A 17,946-nucleotide genomic window follows, 5' to 3' on the forward strand; every position below is an offset into this window, starting at 1 on the left:
CAGACATGGCGAACGACGTCACGAACACAATTGATTTCAACGACATCAAGCAGTCGGTCGAGAAGAACCTCGGCCGCACACCCGAAGGGTGGTCCGGCTTGGTCACGACGCTCTTCACAGAGATCAAAGAACACTGCGATCTAAAGGATGCCACCTACCCCTTCATCCTCCAGATCAAGGAAAAGCTGGGAGAGCTCCGCATCTACCACAGGTGTGATGATCGATGCATCCAGTCGATGATTGCTGCGACGATTGCACGAGCAAATCGTACCTGTGAGCGATGCTCAAACGCTGCCGAGACCCAGCTGTTGGACGGCTGGTACACTACACTGTGTTGTTGGTGCGCGCATGAAGTCGCAAGCAAGCGCCACCCTGAAAGGAAGAGGCTTTTTGGCGTTCGACAGAAGCCCATTCGAGATCGAATGACCTGCGGTGTCTGCGGATATTACGGCCAGATTGACCGAACGGATGACCGTAATCGGTGCCCCGCGTGCGTGAAGAAGGACTGGTGATGACCGCCGAACAACAGGTGATCTTCAATAGAATTATGGAAGGCAACGATGATGAGGACTACGCCCGGAAGCTCATGAATACGGGCTCGCTGGCCACAGGTCATGTCCCGCCGATTGCCCTTTGCCAAGTCTCGAGAGGGGGCTTCCATCTCAACAAGACCAAGTTCTGGAGAATGTGACTGATGGATGATATCGAAAAGAGCTGGAAGGAATTCCGGGAAAAGGTCCGAGGTGTGATCGAGGACCATGGAGCGCCAGATGATCTCCGCTCATTTGACGCCTGGTACGCCGAAGAAATGCGTTTGGTGATGGCGCACAACTACCCAGCTCCGCACGTCTCTGACGTCACATGGTCGACCGAGGGTCTGCATGTCGAGTGTGATGAACGCGAAGTGGTCGACCGTATGATGACTGCTATGGCGGAGGTTTCACACGATCTCAAAGAGGCGCGCGCCCGGAGGTCAGTGATGAGCAGTGTTGTCGACTGGAACGATATTCATGGAAGCGTCTTCAAGCAGCTTGGTGAGCATCGTGCCGGGTGGGCGAAGCAGCTTACGCTTGCACTTGAGAAAGTGAAGAGGTTGATCGACGAGCAGACCGACCTGTTTGGTGATGAACACCCCTCCATCGTTCAGATCAAACAGAAATGGGGAGGCTTGCGCGTCTATGAGGGCCCGGGATGCAACCAGGCTGCGAGTGAAGAGATTCAATGGCGTGTCGATCAAATTGAGCAAACCTGTGAAGGTTGTTCTAACTCTGCCCAACGCCAGAGCATCCTTGGGTTTGTGACGACGCTTTGCAGCTGGTGCTACAATGATGCTCTGCGGCGGCGATTTGAGGGCGCCGAAGAATCCTGGCCCGACAGCCTGAGGCTGGACATTGTGGAAAACTATCCAGACCTCGTTTCTCGGGATTGCGCATCTCTTGTTCCTGCTGTCGGAAAGGGCTGGCTCGTCGTGATTTCGCAAGCACTCCACAAGCTTTCCTTCAGTCAGGATTTCAGGGCACTGGACCCTGGAACTATTCAGATCTCGGATATTAAGAAAGGCCAGGATGGCAAGATTTCCATCGGTTTCAGTCGATACCACGATCTCATTCAGGAGTACGCTGACTGGATGGAATTTCGATCCGGTGTGACGTGTGAAGAGTGTGGCCACGTTGGTGACGTCGTTCGGACAACCGACAGGTCTCAAGCGCTCTGTTCTCACTGTTACTGTACTCGGGAGAAGTCTGATGGGTGATGACGACGACGTTGAGGTGGACGAAGAGACGATGCGTTTGCTGAAGCTATTGGAAGCTGAAATCGCGGCCGGTCGAGCGAAACTAACCAAGCCGATCAGCGCAGATGAGATCCGGGCACGAAAGGTTACTGTGCCGAAGGATAAGACAGATGAGTGACAAACTTACTAGCGATGACCTGATTACCGAGATTCGTGCGCGCTTGAAAGCGGATGAAGAGTTTTGGCCAGCGTTGCTGGAGGTTGTGCAAGAGCACGTGGTGGAAGTCGTGCCAAAGCCCGACGAGGTTCCGGAGTGGACAGACGAGTGGATCGCTGAGAACAAAAGAGGCGAAGTTTATTCAGTAAAAGAAATCTTCGGGCGCTCGTTGCAGGATGTTCCTCTGGATGACTTGATCGCAGAGCTTCAAGCTCGTCGCAAAGAGGGTCCGGAAGTCTGGCTAGCATTGCGCAAGATGATTTTCGAGCAAATCGCCGATTTTGCACAGCGTCCGCCCGATGCGCCCAAATGGCGGGATGAGTGGGTCAAGGAGAACAGCTGGGATCTAGTGACTGACGACGATGATGTCGAGATCACTGATGGTAGCGGCAACGTGTTCGACGACCTCGGGATCGAAGACCCAAGGAAGAAGACTTAGTGATGGGGGCCGAGCATTTCAGCTTGATCTTATCCGCCGTGATCATTGTCGCGTTGGCGATCTATGTCAGACACATCGTCTACACCGCTGGAAAAGATCGCGAAGTCGATCCAGAGCAAGTGCAAAGGATCATGCGAGATCTGGACTACAGCCACCTGGACCGAGTGATGAACCGGCGAAGGAAGGGGTAGCGGGATGTTGAAGGTGGTTGTCTATGTCGGCGAAAACGAGGTCGCTCGAGCCATTGCTGAGAACGATTCAGAACTCGCGGACGTGTCCGATTACAATGTCCGAATGAACGAACGGGCCGCTAAACAGCTGGGCATTAAAGAAAAAGGCCTTGGCGGCCGGATTAAAGGTCACCCTCGAAATTTGACGGTTTGGGCGCTCGTCCGCAAGATTGCGAACCTTTGGCTTGCAGGGACTGGTGTAGGTGAAGAAAGCGTTCAGGCAGAGCTGCTGCCGATGATCCGCAAGTCTATCCGCGAACTAGATGAGAGGGTCGAAAAGGAACCGAACCAGAGTGATGATTGGAATGCGGTGGTTAAACAGATTTCTGAAGACGAGCCGTATTCCCTGGGCTTCTACGCTGACAAATTTGAGTCGTGGACAGCGGACGAGATTGAAGCTCTACGATGTGATGTGTTTGAGACAGTCACAGAGGAAGAACTAATGGCCGAGGTCGAACGCCGGCGAAGAGCTGGTCTACTGCCCAAGGAGGCCTCGAACGATGGCTTCTCAGATCTGATTGACGATCTCTGGGGCAAACTCGATACAGACCCAGACCGCTAGTACAGCTTACCTGCCTCCATTGCCCAATATTTGACATCAGAAGTCTATGGCGACTGTCGTTGTAGTAGTGCGCGCTTCTTCTAAGCGCCTCTCCTGCTAGGAAGCAAAGCGCCCCGGATAAGCATTTCCCAATTACTGCTCTGCGGAACCATGTACCACCAGTCTCTACGATGAGCATCGTTGATCGCAACCAGCCCAAAACGGACATTGCGATTTCAGTCCGCACTCCGGTAGCTTCTATTCATGACTGTTTTACCCAATCTCTCCGAGCATTACTCTGACCCTAAAACATATCCTCCTGGCGTGGCTTTCATGGACGGGCAGTATTTGCCGATTTCGGAAGCTAAGATTTCGGTTCTGGACTATGGTCTACTTCATTCCGACGCGACGTACGATGTCGTCCATGTTTGGAGCGGAGCTTTCTTTCGACTCGAAAGCCACCTTGATCGGTTTTTTGCAGGTTTGGAAAAGCTGCATATGTCGATTGAGTATGACCGAGACCAGGTTACCGAGATACTGCACAATTGCGTCGCACTGTCCGGACTAAAGAACTCGTACGTCGAGTTTATTTGTACTCGCGGCATGTCTCCGACATTCAGCCGGGATCCACGTGATGCCATCAATCAGTTCATCGCGTTCGCAATCCCGTTTGGATCGGTGGCCAATCCAGAGCAGATGAAGCATGGACTCAATGCAGCAATATCATCCTTGGTGCGCATTCCTCCAAATTCAGTGGACCCCACAGTGAAGAACTATCATTGGTTGGATCTGGTGAAAGGCCTCTATGAGGCTTACGACCGCGGTGCTGATACGGCGATACTTGTTGATACAAATGGTAACGTGTCTGAAGGGCCCGGGTTCAATATTTTTGCCGTCATCAACGGAAGAGTTCTAACACCAAGGTTCGGTGTGCTTCTCGGAGTCACTCGTCAGACGGTCTTCGACATTTGCACGGACCTGGAATTTGACTGCTCAGCCGTCGACATACCCCAAGACCATCTCCTGGGTGCAGACGAGGTGTTTATATCTTCAACCGCCGGAGGGATCATGCCAGTGACCAAAGTGAATGGACAAAATATCGGTGCTGGATCTCCCGGCCATATCACAAGTCAGATCACCAAGCGTTATTGGGAAATGCACAACGAAAAGAACAACAGGTTTGTTATAAAGTACCCAGATGATGAATAGCTGTTAGTTGGCATCTGATTGTATCACTGGTGAAATGTAGCCAACACCGGACACCTACGCGCCGCGCGGCATCGGACAAAATGGGCTCAGTGCAGACGTTCGCAGAATTTTCACTGATGACCGCTCTGCGGACAAAAGTAGCTTTCGCTGCGCTTGCACCAATGACCGTTTTTTCTGGTATTCATGGCCCAGTTTCTTTGCAAAACCCACGTCCAAAATATCTAAAACTCATCAAATTCCGGGACGTTGCCAAGCCTAATGAGGAAACTTGGCGACCCGACTTCGCCACTGTTCGGATCTTCACTGACCATGTAGGCATCGGCGCCAGCGCAATCGTCGGATTGCGCTTCTCTTTCTGCTCTGTTTTGTGCCTCCGCTGCCGTGGAGTATTCAAATTGCTTGCCAATTTTCAGGCTTCCTTGCCCTCCGCGTCCTGGCTTCTGTTCCACATATGTTTGGCAGATGTAGTGAACTTTTTCTGAGCTCTCATCTGAGAGTGTCATGGCAATATCCTTGAAACGAGTACGGGCGCTACTGATGCATGAGAAAAGTAGGGCTCGCTAGCTGCTTTGTTTGTGTTTCGCTCAATTAAGTTGCGCGAAGGGAAGGGCCAACGATCCTGTCACCGCTTTTTGGCGGGCTTCGGCGGACTGGCTTCAGATGGTGCCTTCGCATCCCTTTCGAGCCGAGTTTTGCGAAGCCGGGCGTTCTTAATCTGTCTTTGCTCTGCTTCTTCGTTGACCATTTCCCGAACGACCCGCGTTGTTTTTTCCATCGGCGTTTCCGCCTTGGGAACGTGTGCATTGAAGAGGGTTGCTTTTTTCGGCTTTGCCAATGGTTATTCTCCTATCCGTTTCCAACGGCGCATTTATCAGTTGAGTATTTCATATTGATGCCAGGTGATTGCCTGGTCCTTGAGAGACACGCACGTGACGTGAAGGACTGCGATGGAGCAGCTTTGTCTTAACGTCAGGAGCGGACATAGCTTTCATCAACGCGCTATAGTTCATTTGGAATCTCATTTCCGATCCCACGCTCTGCGTCGAATTGTAAGTGCCGACGACAAGATGATCGCTTGTTGCACCGATGAGTCTATTTCCAGGGGGCATAGAAAGCCCGAAAACGTCCGTATCTTGCTGGCCAATGGCGAGAACCAATTGTGTGCTCTGTCCACTTTTTGGGACAAGGTGAAGTCTTTTGAATACCGGGTCGCAGATGCTCTGAGGGTGAGTTGCAGGTTTGGACCCTGTTTCAATGACCTCGGCGACAAGCGTAAAGGCATCCGTATACATCCCACCTATCTGATCTCCGGATACCGGATCAACGCCCAGAAGTATTGCTTCCCCCAGCCTTAAATCGTTGATGCGCCCAGTTGGGTGTCCACCCAGGGCCCAAGGAAGGTTGGCCGAGTTACCGCCAGATACCGTCTGAAGGAAGGGACCACACTGCCCCTCTGTGTCATTCGCCAGGGCAGACAAGGCGCCCATGTCTGCGGCATTCGGGGCAATTCCACTCAGACAAGCGAAATTCGCTCCGATGCCCTTCAGCGCGACACCTGGCATATCCACCACTTGCTGTGCAATTGAGCCGAGGTATTTTGGCATGATCCCTTCGCGCAGATCGCCCATCTCAACCATCAGGATAATTCCGTGAATGCAGTCTTTCCGGATTGCGGCGGCGGCTAGAGCGGTAATCACGAGGATTTCTGTGTTGTAGCTTGCCTCACAGTACTGGACGACCTGATCGACCTGGCTCAGCATTGGTGTACGGATCAAGGTGATCGGGCATGTCATGCCCGCATTGCGTAACTTCCGAACGTTGCTAAGACGCGCTTCTGCAAGTCCCACAGCGCCACCGTCCAGCATGGCCCGAGCGATGGTTGGATGCCCGCACACCGCTTTGGTCACACCGGTGACGCTGATGCCGCGTGTCTTGAGGCGCCCGATCACAGTCTTTGCATTGTGGCGTATCTTGCTCAGATGCACCTCAATGCGGGGTGTACTCATATCGCAGCCACAGGCGTGGGTTGATGCAACCCAGGATAGGCGGCGACAACCATTGCAAGCAAATGCGATGCCGGCCGGCTGAGCACATCCGTTACGGGTAACCCGAGCATTTGTGACTGTGCGGCGATAGTGTCGGTAATCTCGGCCTCAGACATCCCCTCGTGATTGAGCGTGACGCCGATGACTTTTGTGTCAGCAAACGCTTCGATGAGGGCAATCTCACTTGCAGGCTTGGGCATTGACATATTGGGAAAATCACAGCGATGCGCGCGCTTTGGAGCGTGTTGAAGGATCACGGCGTCCGGCTGGCTGCCCCGCAGGATAAAGGCGGATGTGCAGAACGCCGGATGGCTCAACGCTCCTTGACCTTCAATCAAAATGACATCGGGTTGTTCAGCCTCGGAAGCGTCAACAATCGCACCTTCAAGCTCGCCGCAACAGAACTGCGGCGGCACGGCATCCATTGCCACTCCAAATTTTGCGCCCTGCATCAAACCCGTTTGGCCCGTACCAACAAGAACAGTCTTGATGCCCCTTGCATTCAAGGCGCGGGCCAATACGGTCGCTGTTGTCCGTTTTCCAATGGCGCAATCGGTTCCAAGAATCGCTATGCGCAGTGCCTTCACACCTGCAATACTTCCATCGAACAGACGCATATCCTTGCTGGGTTTAGGTTTTCGAATATCTCGAATGGTGACTTTGCGTTCGACTGCAAAAGACGCGATTTCGAGATCATCGCTCAAATACTCATGCAATCCACTGACGATGTTCATACCAAGTGAAATCGCGTCGAGAACAACGTCGCGATCTGTCGATGAGAGTCTCCCCGTAGAGGGTGCCATCCCGTAAATGAGGGTATCTGGGATGACGGTTTCATGGGCGACAGCAGCGTCCAAGCTTTTGAAGATCGGAATGTGGTTTACTGCATCGTCAAGAACCCGCCCACTGTCTTCGCCGTCGTGGTTGCCATCAATGACAGACAGGATCCTGTAGGCCTGTGAATGACGAACAAGGCCATTTGCAGTTTTGCCATCAATGTTGGCGAAGTTACCTTGGCAATAGATAATCGCAGTTGGCGGCAAGACGATCTGAGTGGCAGAGGTCGATCTTACGGGTTTATCGCTGGTCGATGGCGGCGCTTGTGCACCGCTGACGGGGCGACGGATAGTGTTAGCCGCGCTAAAGTCGGTTTTCATGATGTTTCCTTTTTGTGGTCGACGCCGAAGGCAACGCTGCCGTTACCATCGGGTATTTAAGTCGAAATTGTCGTGCCGCGCGCTCAGTTATTGAGAACGCACAGACCTTTAGACAGCTTGAAATTCTTATTGCATTCCCAACGGTTTCCGGACCTTCCTAGATGGGCATTCGCAGGAAGGTCTATTATTTCGCAGATCGCACCTGAGGCTGCGTATCCCCGCTCGCACTTCCATCCCGTGCCGTAGTCTGAATCGTCAAAGTAGGCATGTTTAGGGATCACAACGGGCGCGCACGATCCATCCTGTACAAAGTATCCACGTTCGCATGTCCAGGGTCGGCCGTATCCTGATGAATTCAGATACGCGTTGGCCGGGACTTCAATGGCGACGCAAAGGTCGTCCGATGCTTCGAACCCCCGTTTGCATTTCCATGCTGGCCCATAGGTAGTAGCGGCCAGATAAGCGTTTGCGGGCACGACAATTTCTAGGCACGCGTCGTCAACTTTGTGAAAACCCCGCGAGCAATGCCAGCGCTCACCTGATGGGCCAAGAAATCCGCCATCAGGTACAATCACCGCAACACAGGCCGTATCATCGGTCTTGCGAAAACCATGAAGACATTCCCAACCAGAGCCATAGGTGCGGTTGGTCGGATACGCATTTGCTGGCACTATGACAACGGCGCAGACATCGCCTCTCAGCCTATACCCGGCGTTACATTTCCAGCCGTCACCGTAGCTCTTTGCAGTGGCATTTTCAGGCACAGGTTGCGATGTGGATTGAGCATATGCAGGCGTTGAAGACAGAAGCAGAGCACAGATTGGGAGCACAATCAGAACCGCAATCATCTGAATGCCTGGTGACAGATGCGCTCCCCAGATCGCCTGACAGAGTTGCGGCATCGCCTTTGATTTATGATCCATCCAGCTCAAGCCCCGCGATACAGGCATCTGCAAGGTCACGGCTTGGCGTTTCCGACCCCGGCAGCGTAGCCCAACCCGTATCCATCATAGCTTTGCGGCGATTGAAGCCAGAGGCCTCTTGGAGGGTTACGATTATTTCTTCGCGCCTGGGGTCGGCCGCTGACCTGTTCAGGCAAACCGGCACCATCGCGAGCGTCACTTCTTCGCTTGCATGGTCCTTCGCCAATTCTTGAGCGCTGCCGCTGGTTGTCCAACCGCCCCAGGTAAAGCCAAGGATTGAGACCGCAATCGCACCACACAACGCACCGTAGATGCCTGGTTTCGTCCATTCTGGAAATGTCATTTTGGATCCTCTGGCGGAGAAAGCGCCGCCGCGCTGTTTTGTGTCTTTTTGCGCATTCTTATTCTCGCGCTTGAGCCATTCCCAAGCCGCGATGACCGATAGGCGCAGTTCGGGCCTACCGGAAGCTCGTTTGATCAACAGTTGCGTTGTGGTTCTTTGGCAAACCATCGGTGCGTCTGATCACCACAACGGATCAACAAACGTCACAAGCGATGTGGTTGTGCGCGAAAACATCGGCAACCTTCCCAAAACATCAGATCCAAGTAGAGGACGTGACAGCTGAATTTTCATGATGGAAGAACTTAGTTTACTCTGGCAGGCGATACGCCTAGGCCGCAGAAAACCAGAACCTTAGTGGGGTGTATATAACCACTTGGCGACGGTATTACAACGTTCATGGGCTTAACGCTTATTTCACGGCCCCGATACAGATGAAAGAATTGGTTACAACCCAGCCTTCGCCTTGTGTATAGGCAAATCCGTAGCCACTTATGCAACCTTCTTAGTATGCCACTCTGAAGCCGACATTCGCTGCATCACAGAAACATGTAGTTTGGGCTCGATGCGGCCATTCTCCGCGGCTTGCATGTTTGGCAGGTCCAGCCCAATCCGGACACTTAATCCAAGACTTTGCAATTCCGACTTGCGGACAAAACTGACCTTAGCGTCTACACCTTCGCTGACGCAGGATCCACCGCACTGGCAGCAACAGCTCTTCCCTTCAACAGGGAAAATCGCCAAAGCGGCCGTTCCACAACGGGCTTTGGAGCTCCTTGATCGCTCTTTGACCAGACGGCGCTCTGGCATGGAAACAAAGGGGCTTGGCTCAGCGCATAACCAAAGCTAGAGAATAGGCGTCAGGATCATGAAATTGGGCTTCTTCGCGCAAGGAGGGCGAAGACAGGCAACATTGTTACGATCCAGACCACGCTATAAATTGCGGATGGTATGGCATATTCGCTTAACCCATTGGTGTTAGGCAACAGCAAAGTGGCAATTGCGATTCCCAAAGCTCCGTTTTGAACGCCGGTCTCAATTGAAATCGTCTTCGCCTCGATGTCTGTGCATCCGAGCATCCCTGAACTCATGATGCCAATAAACGTGAGTGACGCACCTACAACAAAAAGTGCGGGTCCAAGCCTAAGGTAGTTTTCCGCGACCACCACCCAGTTTGAAATGATAGCGCCTCCGATGACCATCGCAAAAAGTAGCATAGAGACCTTGCTAAAGATTGGTTCGACCGCAGCTACAATTCGCGGCGCCAAGGATCGCGCGATCACCCCGGCTAGGATCGGTGAAGCTGTTAAAAAAAACATTGCTAAAGCCGTCGAAGAAATGTCGATAGCGGGCGCCGTTGCCCCAATGAACATCTGCATCGAAAACCCCAGGATGAGCGGTACGGTAACGACACAAGTCAGACTGAAGACTGCTGTAAGAGTAACGGACAAAGCGACATCCCAATTCGAAAGCTTGGTCACGATGTTACTGATCGCCCCGCCCGGACAGGCCGCTAAAATCATGATGCCAACGGCTGCCTCAGCGGAAATCCCAAAGATAAAAGTCACCATCAAAGCGATGCAAGGCAGCAAAATGATCTGGTTGAGAGCGCCGACGCAAAAGGCCCGTGGACGTCGTCCGATGCGTTGAAAGTCAGCCGCTGTGAGTCCGAGGCCAAGGCAGAACATGATGACAACAACTGCGAGCGGCAGCAGCACAGATATGAAAATTTCGCCCATCTACCATGACCTCTATGGCTGCATGCTTCCGCACGCTTTCGGACGATACCGTTCAGAAAACCTGATGACGAGTGTTATCAGTTTGGCGCATTTATCCTCAAGCGCCCGAAGATCGAGGCTGTCTCTATTTATTATTCCTATCACAGGGTTGGACGATCTGGCGTGAAAGAGCTTTCCAGTGCTAATCTCACTGTATGGCAAGTGTAACTTACGCATTCGCCCGCGCGATGGCCAACGCCGCCGGGATGACGCTAAACGACGATGGCGCCCTGATTTCGAATGGCGCTGTCGTGCTGCGTCTACCAGAAGCTCAAGACGGCCAATTGGCGGATGATGCGTATTTCGATCTGATCGATTGGATTCGTGCGCAACAAGCGGACGAGGCCGCGTTGGTTGAGGCCTATGCGAACGCGATTGCGACCGATGATCTCGGCGTCCTTGGCCTAGCCGTAAAGACAGCTCCGACCTTGCGGCAATCTTTGCAACGGATCGAGCGTTATTTTCGTCTCGTAACGGACACCGCAGTTTACAGACTTGATGAAACCGGCGATCCGGTCCTTTGGATTTTTGAGGGACAAACATCACATCGCGCTGCCTTGGAGCTGCGCAACGAATGCGCGCTTGCGGCCTTTGCGAGGAACATGCATCGGTTTGTGGGTGATGGGTTGTCGCTCGCATATGTCACGTTTCAGCATCCATGCAGACAAGAACCAGAGCGTTACGCCGAATATTTCGGGTGCCCGGTTCGATTTGGGAGCGCCCACAACGCCATTGCTATGCGCCCTGCTATGCTGGAAAGCGAAAATCGTCTTGGCGATCCGGGCTTGTCAGATTTCATGACGAAGCACCTGGATGAGGAGTTCAACTCTCGCGATGACGACACCTCACTGAGCCAAGCAATTGTCCACCGGCTTACACCGGCCCTGAGTAACGGCGCGCCGCAAGCAGCGCATGTCGCACAAGAGATGGGAATGAGCGAGCGCACGCTTTACCGCAGGTTGGCCGAGGAAGGGCTGACCTATCGCGACGTTCTTGGTCAGGCACAAGTTGCACTTGCTCGTGACCTGCTCCGTGACGGTAAGGCTTCCATAGCCGAGATCGCCTTTATGACCGGGTTTTCGGAACAGAGCACGTTCACCCGCGCCTTCAAGCGCTGGGTTGGCCAGGCTCCGGCACGATTCAGGCAGCAAGCGACCTCCGACTAGGCACACACCTCAAGACCACATGGCAGGTTCGGCCAAAACCTTGGCAGGGCGGGCCGATACCTCAATCGATGTGGTGCATAACTTCTTCTTTGTCAGATCCACCTGGGGCGCTGCCGAGTAAAGCAAACCCATTTGCCCCTTTCAGACAAAGGAAATTTGCAATGAGCAATCATGACCACAAACATGGAGCAAGCTGCGCTTGCGACGTCACGCCCGAACGCGTTGATATGGCGCGCCGGCGACTCTTGCAACAAGCCGCCGGTGCGGCCGCGGCAGGTACAACAATAGTGGCTGGCGGGCAGGCCCTTGCCGCGACCGACGAAGCACGCGCCTACTATGCTGACCCGGAAAATCCAGGCCTTCCCCAAATCGACATGACCATCGAGCCGGGGCGTACCGCGCTTGTGGTGACCGACCCCCAGATTGATTTTTTGTCAGAGGACGGTGTGACGTGGGGCGTCGTTGGCGAAAGCGTGACCGAACAGGGCACGGTCGACAATATCGAACGGCTTTTCATTGCCGCCAAGGCTGCGGGGATGCCGGTCTTCATCTCGCCCCACTATTACTACCCACATGACCACAAATGGGAGTTCGAGGGCACTCTGGAAGCGACGATGCACAGCATCGGCATGTTTGACCGCCTGGGACCGCTCAATTTGGACAACTTCGAGGGCTCAGGTGCCGACTGGATGCCGCAATACAAGAAGTACATCGAGGATGGCGAAACCATCATTTGCTCGCCACACAAGGTTTACAGCCCTGCTCAGAATGACCTGAACCTGCAATTGCGTAAACGCAAGATCGACAAGGTGATCCTCGCGGGGATGTCGGCGAACCTGTGTACGCAGGCGCATCTCTACGAGCTGCTGGAGCTGGGCTACGAAGTCGCTGTCGTTCGCGATGCCACAGCCGGGGCCAAGGTGCCTGAAGGTGACGGGTATCTCGCCGCCATCATCAACTTCCGCATGGTCGCCAACGGCGTCTGGTGGACCGACGACGCGGTTGAGCGCATTGGCCAATCGGCCTGACCCAAATCGATCTTCAAATTTGATCCTAGCATCCTGAAAGGACATATCATGACACGCATCTTTACATTTCCCGCGCTTACAACAGCGTTGACTCTCGCCCTGGCGGCGGCGGCATTGGCTGACGATGAATACAACGTTTCGAACAGTCTTACCTTGACTGGGCAGCCCCTCGGCATGCATGGCGTCGATCCTGTATCGATGTTTGAAGCCGAAATACCCGAAATGGGCAACGCCACTTTTACATCGGCCCATGATGGAGTGGACTACTATTTTGCGTCGCAGGCAGCGAAAGCCACATTCGAGGCGGATCCGACGGCACATCTGCCTCAATTCGGCGGGTTCTGCGCCTTTGGTGTCTATGTAGGCAAGAAGCTTGATGGCGATGTTCGGTATGCCGATATCGTGGACGACAAGCTCTATCTCTTTGTGAATGAGGAAATCTTCAAGAAGTACCTTGAGGACAAAGAGACCGTGATCCAAGGCGCCCATGCCAAGTGGGCAGACATCCACCACACGCCTGTCGGCAGCCTTTGATCGAGGAATTTGGTGGCTTTTGCCGGTCGGAGCCACCGCTGCCTCTCCCCTCCCCAAAAGGCCGGCATTTCTCCAAGACGCCCTGTCCGCAATGACAATTTGCGTGCGTCGAAAACTCTTCCCAAAGGAAACCAGACATGACTGATTTTGAGACCTATACAATCGCCTCAGCCCCTGATGCCGCGAAACCAATTCTGGAAGCATCGCTGAAAGGATATGGTTTTGTGCCCAACCTTTATGCGGCCATGGCCGAAGCGCCCGCAATTTTGGAAGGCTATACGACACTTTCCAACATCTTTGGAAAGACCAGCCTGTCAGAGACTGAGCGCCAGATCATCCTTATGACTAACAACCGGTTGAACGGGTGCAAGTACTGCATGGCCGCCCATACCACTCTTTCACAGATGGCCGGTGTCCCCGAAGACGTGATCGCAGCGTTACGCGATGGCAGCCCTATCGCCGACCCCAAATTGGAAGCACTGCGCGAATTCGCCATCGTGATCAACGAAAGCCGAGGCTGGCCCAGCGACGCACAGGTCGAAGCGTTTCTGACGGCTGGTTACACACGCCGATCTATGCTGGAAGTCATCCTCGGCACAGCGTTGAAAACCCTGTCGAACTATACGAACCATGTGGCGGAAACCGCGTTGGATGATGCCTTTGTGCCAAATGCATGGATCGCCTCGGTCGCGGCAGTGGCTGAATAGCGCGACGCCCGCCCATTTGTTAATCTTGCTTTTGGACCTGTGTTTGATTCCCGACAAGAAGGGGATCTGATTTTAGACGTCCGACAGCAAAGTCAACAAAGGTGCGCACCTTCGCAGACACGGTTCGTCCCTCTTGATGCACAAGATGGATGGGGACTTCGGGTGGTTCATACGACTTTAGAACAGTCTTGAGCCGCCCATCTGCAATGTAGGGTGCGACTTGATAGGACAGAAGCCGCCCGACACCATGACCTTGCAAGGCCAACTCGATCACAGCGTCATTTGTGTTCATGCTGATGCGTGGGCTCATGCGTTTGGTGACAGTCTTTCTGCCCCGTTGAAAATGCCATTGGGCCGATGCATTCAAGGCAGTTGAATTAATGATTGCATGGCAGGATAAATCATCGGGCGTATCTGGTTCGCCATATTGGTCAAGATATTTACGGGAAGCAAACGCGACCTGCCTCACCGTACCACACCTGACAGCCATCAAACTGGAATCAGCGAGGTTGCCAATTCTGATCCCGACGTCGAGACCCTCATCAATCAGATTGACCACTCGGTCCACATAGAGCGTGCGCGCTGAGAGCTTTGGATACAGATCCAGAAATTCGCCCAAAATTGGAGTGACGAACATACGGCCAAACAGGACAGATGCAGTAACACTAATTTCCCCGGTCGGTTCGGCATAGTAACCGACAGCGGCGCGCTCGGCCTCTTCAAGGTCAGCCAGAATACGTCTGGCATCCTCAAAAAACCTTTGCCCGCTATCAGTCAGCATCACTGAGCGCGTTGTGCGTACAAAAAGACGTAGCCCGAGGCTGTCCTCAAGCATAGAAACCATTCGGGTCACTGTCGGTGGTGACATGTTGAGGTCGCGGGCCGCAGCAGCGAAACCTTTTAGTTCGGCGACCTTCACAAAGACTTTTAACGCGTGAAATCTGTCCAAGATATTATTCCATATTTTTGAATAATATATTGCCAAGTATCCAAATTCCGCAACTTGAAAGCTCCAATTAACTTCACCTCAGTCCCAGGGCATCGCCCAGGCCGAGATGGAGAATTCAATGGCACGACCCTTTGCAGAGATCAGCTTCACGCCCTCCGTTCGCGAAACGCAGGCCAAAAACGGGTCAGCTAACGGCTACGCGAAGTTTCTGGACGGCACGCGTCAGGAGGACTCAATCAGCCCGGTCGAGGCCAGGTTCATCGGGCAAAGAGACGGCTTCTATCAGGCAACAGTCTCGGAAACCGGCTGGCCCTATGTACAATTTCGCGGTGGGCCAGCGGGTTTTCTGAAAGTGTTGGATGAACGGACACTTGCCTACGCCGATTTCCTCGGCAACCGGCAATATCTCAGCACTGGGAATCTGCTGGGCAATGACCGAATCTCGCTGATCCTAATGGATTATCCCAATCAGCGACGCCTCAAGATCTGGGGTCGGGCGAAACTCATTGATGCCAATGCCGATCCGGCGCTGATGCAACGCCTGAGTGAGCCGGGCTATCGCGCTCATCCTGAGCGGGCGATTGTGATCAAGCTTGAGGCGATGGACTGGAACTGCCCGCAGCACATCCCCCAACGCCTGACCCTTGAAGAATTTGAAGATTACCTCGTCCCGCTTCGCACTGAGCTGGAAGCACTGAAAGCTCGAAACGCAAGGCTCGAAGAGGCACTGGGTCAGCAAAACTGACCGATATCAAGCCCCGCGCGTTCAAGAACGCACGCCGTAACCTGAAGAAAGGAAACATCCATGTCGCGCAATCTGAAATCCGTCCTGAGCGCCAGCATTCTCGCACTTTCCATTGCTGCGCCATTTACACCGGCGCCAGCAATCGCCGCAGAGACTGGAATTGAAGCTACGCAGGCTGTCAGCTTCCGCACGGAAGAAATCGGCGACATCGCTATCGCCTATCGTGAAGCAGGAGATCCAAACAGACCTACTGTCCTGCTGCTTCACGGCTTTCCGACCTCATCACATATGTTCCGCAACCTTATCCCTGAACTGGCCAAGCACTACCACGTGATCGCACCCGATTTTCCCGGATTTGGAGCGTCGGAGATGCCAAAGGCCGAAGGCTTCGAGTATTCCTTCGCGAATATCTCCGAAATGATGACATCGCTGCTCGACCGGAAGGGAGTCGAACAGTACTCGGTCTATTTGATGGACTATGGTGCCCCGGTTGGTTTCCGAATGTTTGCGGAACAGCCCGAGCGGGTAACCGGCTTCATCATTCAAAACGGGAATGCTTACGAGGAAGGGCTGCGCGAGTTCTGGGATCCAATCAAAGCCTATTGGGCCGAGCCATCGCAAGAGAACGGCGACCAGCTTCGTGGATTCCTCACTCTGGATGCAACCAAATGGCAGTTCACCCACGGCGTTAAAAAACCGGAACTGATCAGTCCCGACAATTATTGGCATGTCCAATACCTGCTCGACCGCGAAGGTAATCAAGAGGTGCAACTTGAACTCTTCCTAGACTACGGCACCAATGTTGCCGAGTACCCAAAATGGCAAGCGCTGTTTCGGAAGCATCAACCCCCGGCGCTACTGATGTGGGGTAAGAATGATCACATCTTTCCGGTCGAAGGCGCCTATCCCTATGAACGCGATCTGAATGATCTCGAGTTTCATCTGCTCGATACGGGTCACTTCGCGCTGGAAGAATATGGGCCCGAGATTGCGGCGCAAATGACCGCCTTTCTGAACCGCATCACCGCCGCCAGCAACTGACGTAAAACTGGCCGCACCATGCTCAAAGGTGCGGCCGACGCATGGAGAAAACCAATGAATACGCAAGCAAATACTGTCAGACAGGTAACGGTTGAAATCGTACACGGCTTTGTCGACGGTGGCGCCGGTGGAAATCCCGCAGGCGTCGTCCTGGATGCTGATGAATTGGGCGAACAGGATATGCAAACCGTCGCGGCAAGGGTTGGATTGTCCGAAACGGCCTTTGTGTCGCAGTCCAAGACAGAGGGCTTCAAACTGGATTTCTTCACACCGAACAGGCGCATCGCTCATTGCGGTCATGCAACAATTGCCGCCTTCTCTCACCTTGACGCGCTGGGCCGGATTCCCAATCCCAACACCTCGAAGGAGACAGTTGATGGGCCAAGGCGCATACTAATGAAAGAGGGTGCCGCCTATATGGAACAGCTGGCCCCAAAATACGCGATACCAGAGGACTGGGTGGAAAAAGGTGTAAGCATCGACGATGTACTGAACTCCCTTGGGATCAACAGACATCATCTTGATCAGGAAATACCACCGGTTTTAGTCAATACCGGTAACAGTTTCATTGTCATCGGCCTCGCTGATGCCGATGGTCTTGCCAATGTGAAACCAGATTTTGCCAAAATCACGCAAATCAGCGAACGACTGGATTTGATCGGCTACTACGTCTTCACAAGAGACCCATCGGCGACCGACCGAGACGCTACAACCCGCATGTTTGCGCCCCGATACGCGATTGAGGAAGAAGCCGCGACGGGGATGGCTGCGGGGCCCTTAGCATGTGTATTGCACGACTTTGTCGTATCATCTCAACGATCATTTCAAATCGAACAAGGGGTGTTTATGAACCCGGCGAGTCCGAGCCTGATAAAAGTCGATCTGGAAATCGACAATGGAACAATCTCTGGCCTCTTGGCAGGTGGTTTCGGCAAGGTCATGTGCTCGCGTCGAATTAGTTTCTAGCGTTGCGCTCGCGGCGAATGGCTGGCTTGGCGGGCCGCACCGCAGCAACGACGCCCATCGGGCCACGTCCGAATTGGGCCGTCCGCTGAATTTTGCAAAGTCCGGATTCCTGCGCATCGCTGACCTTACGGCACGGACAAGCACTTTGTGTTCTCGGCTCAACGCTACAACTGATCTAGATTTCACGACTGACCGTTGT

22 protein-coding genes are annotated in these 17,946 nt (G+C 53.6%); 15 read left to right on the top strand and 7 right to left on the bottom strand.

Going from position 1 to position 17,946, the window contains the following annotated elements:
• The first annotated feature begins 5 nt into the window (after positions 1 to 5).
• The 8 genes from AC2FLJ_RS11085 (at position 6) to AC2FLJ_RS11120 (ending at position 4,368) form a co-directional block, all read left to right on the top strand.
• Positions 6 to 512: a hypothetical protein gene (locus AC2FLJ_RS11085; RefSeq protein WP_170334775.1), complete on the top strand. Its 507-nt coding sequence runs from the start codon at positions 6 to 8 to the stop codon at positions 510 to 512.
• Positions 512 to 691, top strand: a complete 180-nt coding sequence (locus tag AC2FLJ_RS11090; protein WP_170334774.1) for a hypothetical protein — start codon at positions 512 to 514, stop codon at positions 689 to 691. Before AC2FLJ_RS11085 ends, AC2FLJ_RS11090 begins: the two co-directional genes overlap by 1 nt.
• A 3-nt stretch (positions 692 to 694) precedes the next feature.
• The gene (locus tag AC2FLJ_RS11095) at positions 695 to 1,753 is read left to right on the top strand and encodes a hypothetical protein (RefSeq protein ID WP_496705810.1); all 1,059 of its coding nucleotides are present in this window, start codon (positions 695 to 697) and stop codon (positions 1,751 to 1,753) included.
• Entirely contained in the window at positions 1,746 to 1,910 is a 165-nt protein-coding gene (locus AC2FLJ_RS11100) for a hypothetical protein (RefSeq protein ID WP_496705812.1), read from the top strand. Before AC2FLJ_RS11095 ends, AC2FLJ_RS11100 begins: the two co-directional genes overlap by 8 nt.
• Positions 1,903 to 2,388, top strand: coding sequence for a hypothetical protein (locus AC2FLJ_RS11105; RefSeq protein WP_496705814.1), 486 nt, complete (start codon positions 1,903 to 1,905; stop codon positions 2,386 to 2,388). The genes AC2FLJ_RS11100 and AC2FLJ_RS11105 overlap by 8 nt, the downstream gene beginning before the upstream one ends.
• 2 nt (positions 2,389 to 2,390) lie before the next feature.
• Positions 2,391 to 2,579, top strand: coding sequence for a hypothetical protein (locus AC2FLJ_RS11110; RefSeq protein ID WP_496705816.1), 189 nt, complete (start codon positions 2,391 to 2,393; stop codon positions 2,577 to 2,579).
• 13 nt (positions 2,580 to 2,592) lie between these two features.
• The gene (locus AC2FLJ_RS11115; protein WP_496705818.1) at positions 2,593 to 3,180 is read left to right on the top strand and encodes a hypothetical protein; all 588 of its coding nucleotides are present in this window, start codon (positions 2,593 to 2,595) and stop codon (positions 3,178 to 3,180) included.
• A gap of 243 nt (positions 3,181 to 3,423) precedes the next feature.
• Positions 3,424 to 4,368, top strand: coding sequence for an aminotransferase class IV (locus tag AC2FLJ_RS11120; RefSeq protein ID WP_496705820.1), 945 nt, complete (start codon positions 3,424 to 3,426; stop codon positions 4,366 to 4,368).
• A gap of 221 nt (positions 4,369 to 4,589) precedes the next feature.
• On the opposite strand, the gene AC2FLJ_RS11125 is transcribed toward AC2FLJ_RS11120, so the two are convergent.
• The 6 genes from AC2FLJ_RS11125 to AC2FLJ_RS11150 form a co-directional block, all read right to left on the bottom strand.
• Positions 4,590 to 4,871 carry a hypothetical protein gene (locus tag AC2FLJ_RS11125; protein WP_176865828.1) on the bottom strand — a complete coding sequence of 94 codons (282 nt, stop codon included), beginning with the start codon at positions 4,869 to 4,871 and terminating at the stop codon, positions 4,590 to 4,592.
• 119 nt (positions 4,872 to 4,990) lie between these two features.
• A complete protein-coding gene (locus AC2FLJ_RS11130) occupies positions 4,991 to 5,203 on the bottom strand; it encodes a hypothetical protein (RefSeq protein WP_472723088.1) in 213 nt (70 codons plus the stop codon).
• 49 nt (positions 5,204 to 5,252) lie between these two features.
• Positions 5,253 to 6,374, bottom strand: a complete 1,122-nt coding sequence (locus AC2FLJ_RS11135; protein ID WP_496696258.1) for an alanine/ornithine racemase family PLP-dependent enzyme — start codon at positions 6,372 to 6,374, stop codon at positions 5,253 to 5,255.
• On the bottom strand, positions 6,371 to 7,570 hold the full coding sequence (locus AC2FLJ_RS11140) for an N-acetyltransferase DgcN family protein (RefSeq protein WP_282119867.1): 1,200 nt from the start codon (positions 7,568 to 7,570) through the stop codon (positions 6,371 to 6,373). Before AC2FLJ_RS11140 ends, AC2FLJ_RS11135 begins: the two co-directional genes overlap by 4 nt.
• Positions 7,571 to 8,482: 912 nt before the next feature.
• A complete protein-coding gene (locus AC2FLJ_RS11145) occupies positions 8,483 to 8,836 on the bottom strand; it encodes a hypothetical protein (protein WP_496696262.1) in 354 nt (117 codons plus the stop codon).
• Positions 8,837 to 9,699: 863 nt separating this feature from the next.
• Positions 9,700 to 10,572, bottom strand: a complete 873-nt coding sequence (locus tag AC2FLJ_RS11150) for a bile acid:sodium symporter family protein (protein ID WP_496705823.1) — start codon at positions 10,570 to 10,572, stop codon at positions 9,700 to 9,702.
• A gap of 194 nt (positions 10,573 to 10,766) precedes the next feature.
• On the opposite strand from AC2FLJ_RS11150, the gene AC2FLJ_RS11155 reads away from it, so the two are divergent.
• The 4 genes from AC2FLJ_RS11155 to AC2FLJ_RS11170 all read left to right on the top strand — a co-directional run bounded on the left by AC2FLJ_RS11155 (position 10,767) and on the right by AC2FLJ_RS11170 (position 14,046).
• Positions 10,767 to 11,777 (top strand): AraC family transcriptional regulator, encoded by a 1,011-nt coding sequence (locus AC2FLJ_RS11155; protein WP_496705825.1) that lies wholly within the window; start codon positions 10,767 to 10,769, stop codon positions 11,775 to 11,777.
• A gap of 161 nt (positions 11,778 to 11,938) precedes the next feature.
• On the top strand, positions 11,939 to 12,805 hold the full coding sequence (locus AC2FLJ_RS11160; protein WP_058282012.1) for a cysteine hydrolase family protein: 867 nt from the start codon (positions 11,939 to 11,941) through the stop codon (positions 12,803 to 12,805).
• A 48-nt stretch (positions 12,806 to 12,853) separates the two neighbouring features.
• Positions 12,854 to 13,339, top strand: coding sequence for a YHS domain-containing (seleno)protein (locus tag AC2FLJ_RS11165; protein ID WP_170790462.1), 486 nt, complete (start codon positions 12,854 to 12,856; stop codon positions 13,337 to 13,339).
• A gap of 137 nt (positions 13,340 to 13,476) precedes the next feature.
• The gene (locus tag AC2FLJ_RS11170; RefSeq protein WP_496705827.1) at positions 13,477 to 14,046 is read left to right on the top strand and encodes a carboxymuconolactone decarboxylase family protein; all 570 of its coding nucleotides are present in this window, start codon (positions 13,477 to 13,479) and stop codon (positions 14,044 to 14,046) included.
• Between the two features lie 19 nt (positions 14,047 to 14,065).
• On the opposite strand, the gene AC2FLJ_RS11175 is transcribed toward AC2FLJ_RS11170, so the two are convergent.
• The gene (locus tag AC2FLJ_RS11175; RefSeq protein WP_496705829.1) at positions 14,066 to 15,031 is read right to left on the bottom strand and encodes a LysR family transcriptional regulator; all 966 of its coding nucleotides are present in this window, start codon (positions 15,029 to 15,031) and stop codon (positions 14,066 to 14,068) included.
• A gap of 82 nt (positions 15,032 to 15,113) precedes the next feature.
• On the opposite strand from AC2FLJ_RS11175, the gene AC2FLJ_RS11180 reads away from it, so the two are divergent.
• From AC2FLJ_RS11180 to AC2FLJ_RS11190, 3 genes are read left to right on the top strand one after another with little or no spacing between them, the layout of a single operon-like run.
• Positions 15,114 to 15,740, top strand: coding sequence for a pyridoxamine 5'-phosphate oxidase family protein (locus AC2FLJ_RS11180; protein WP_281995598.1), 627 nt, complete (start codon positions 15,114 to 15,116; stop codon positions 15,738 to 15,740).
• Positions 15,741 to 15,800: 60 nt separating this feature from the next.
• Complete coding sequence (locus tag AC2FLJ_RS11185) at positions 15,801 to 16,781, top strand: alpha/beta fold hydrolase (RefSeq protein WP_281995597.1); 981 nt, start codon at positions 15,801 to 15,803, stop codon at positions 16,779 to 16,781.
• A gap of 18 nt (positions 16,782 to 16,799) precedes the next feature.
• Complete coding sequence (locus AC2FLJ_RS11190; RefSeq protein WP_496699576.1) at positions 16,800 to 17,747, top strand: PhzF family phenazine biosynthesis protein; 948 nt, start codon at positions 16,800 to 16,802, stop codon at positions 17,745 to 17,747.
• Positions 17,748 to 17,946 lie beyond the last annotated feature (199 nt).

It is taken from the genome of Ruegeria sp. CDSA034 (genome assembly GCF_059612275.1).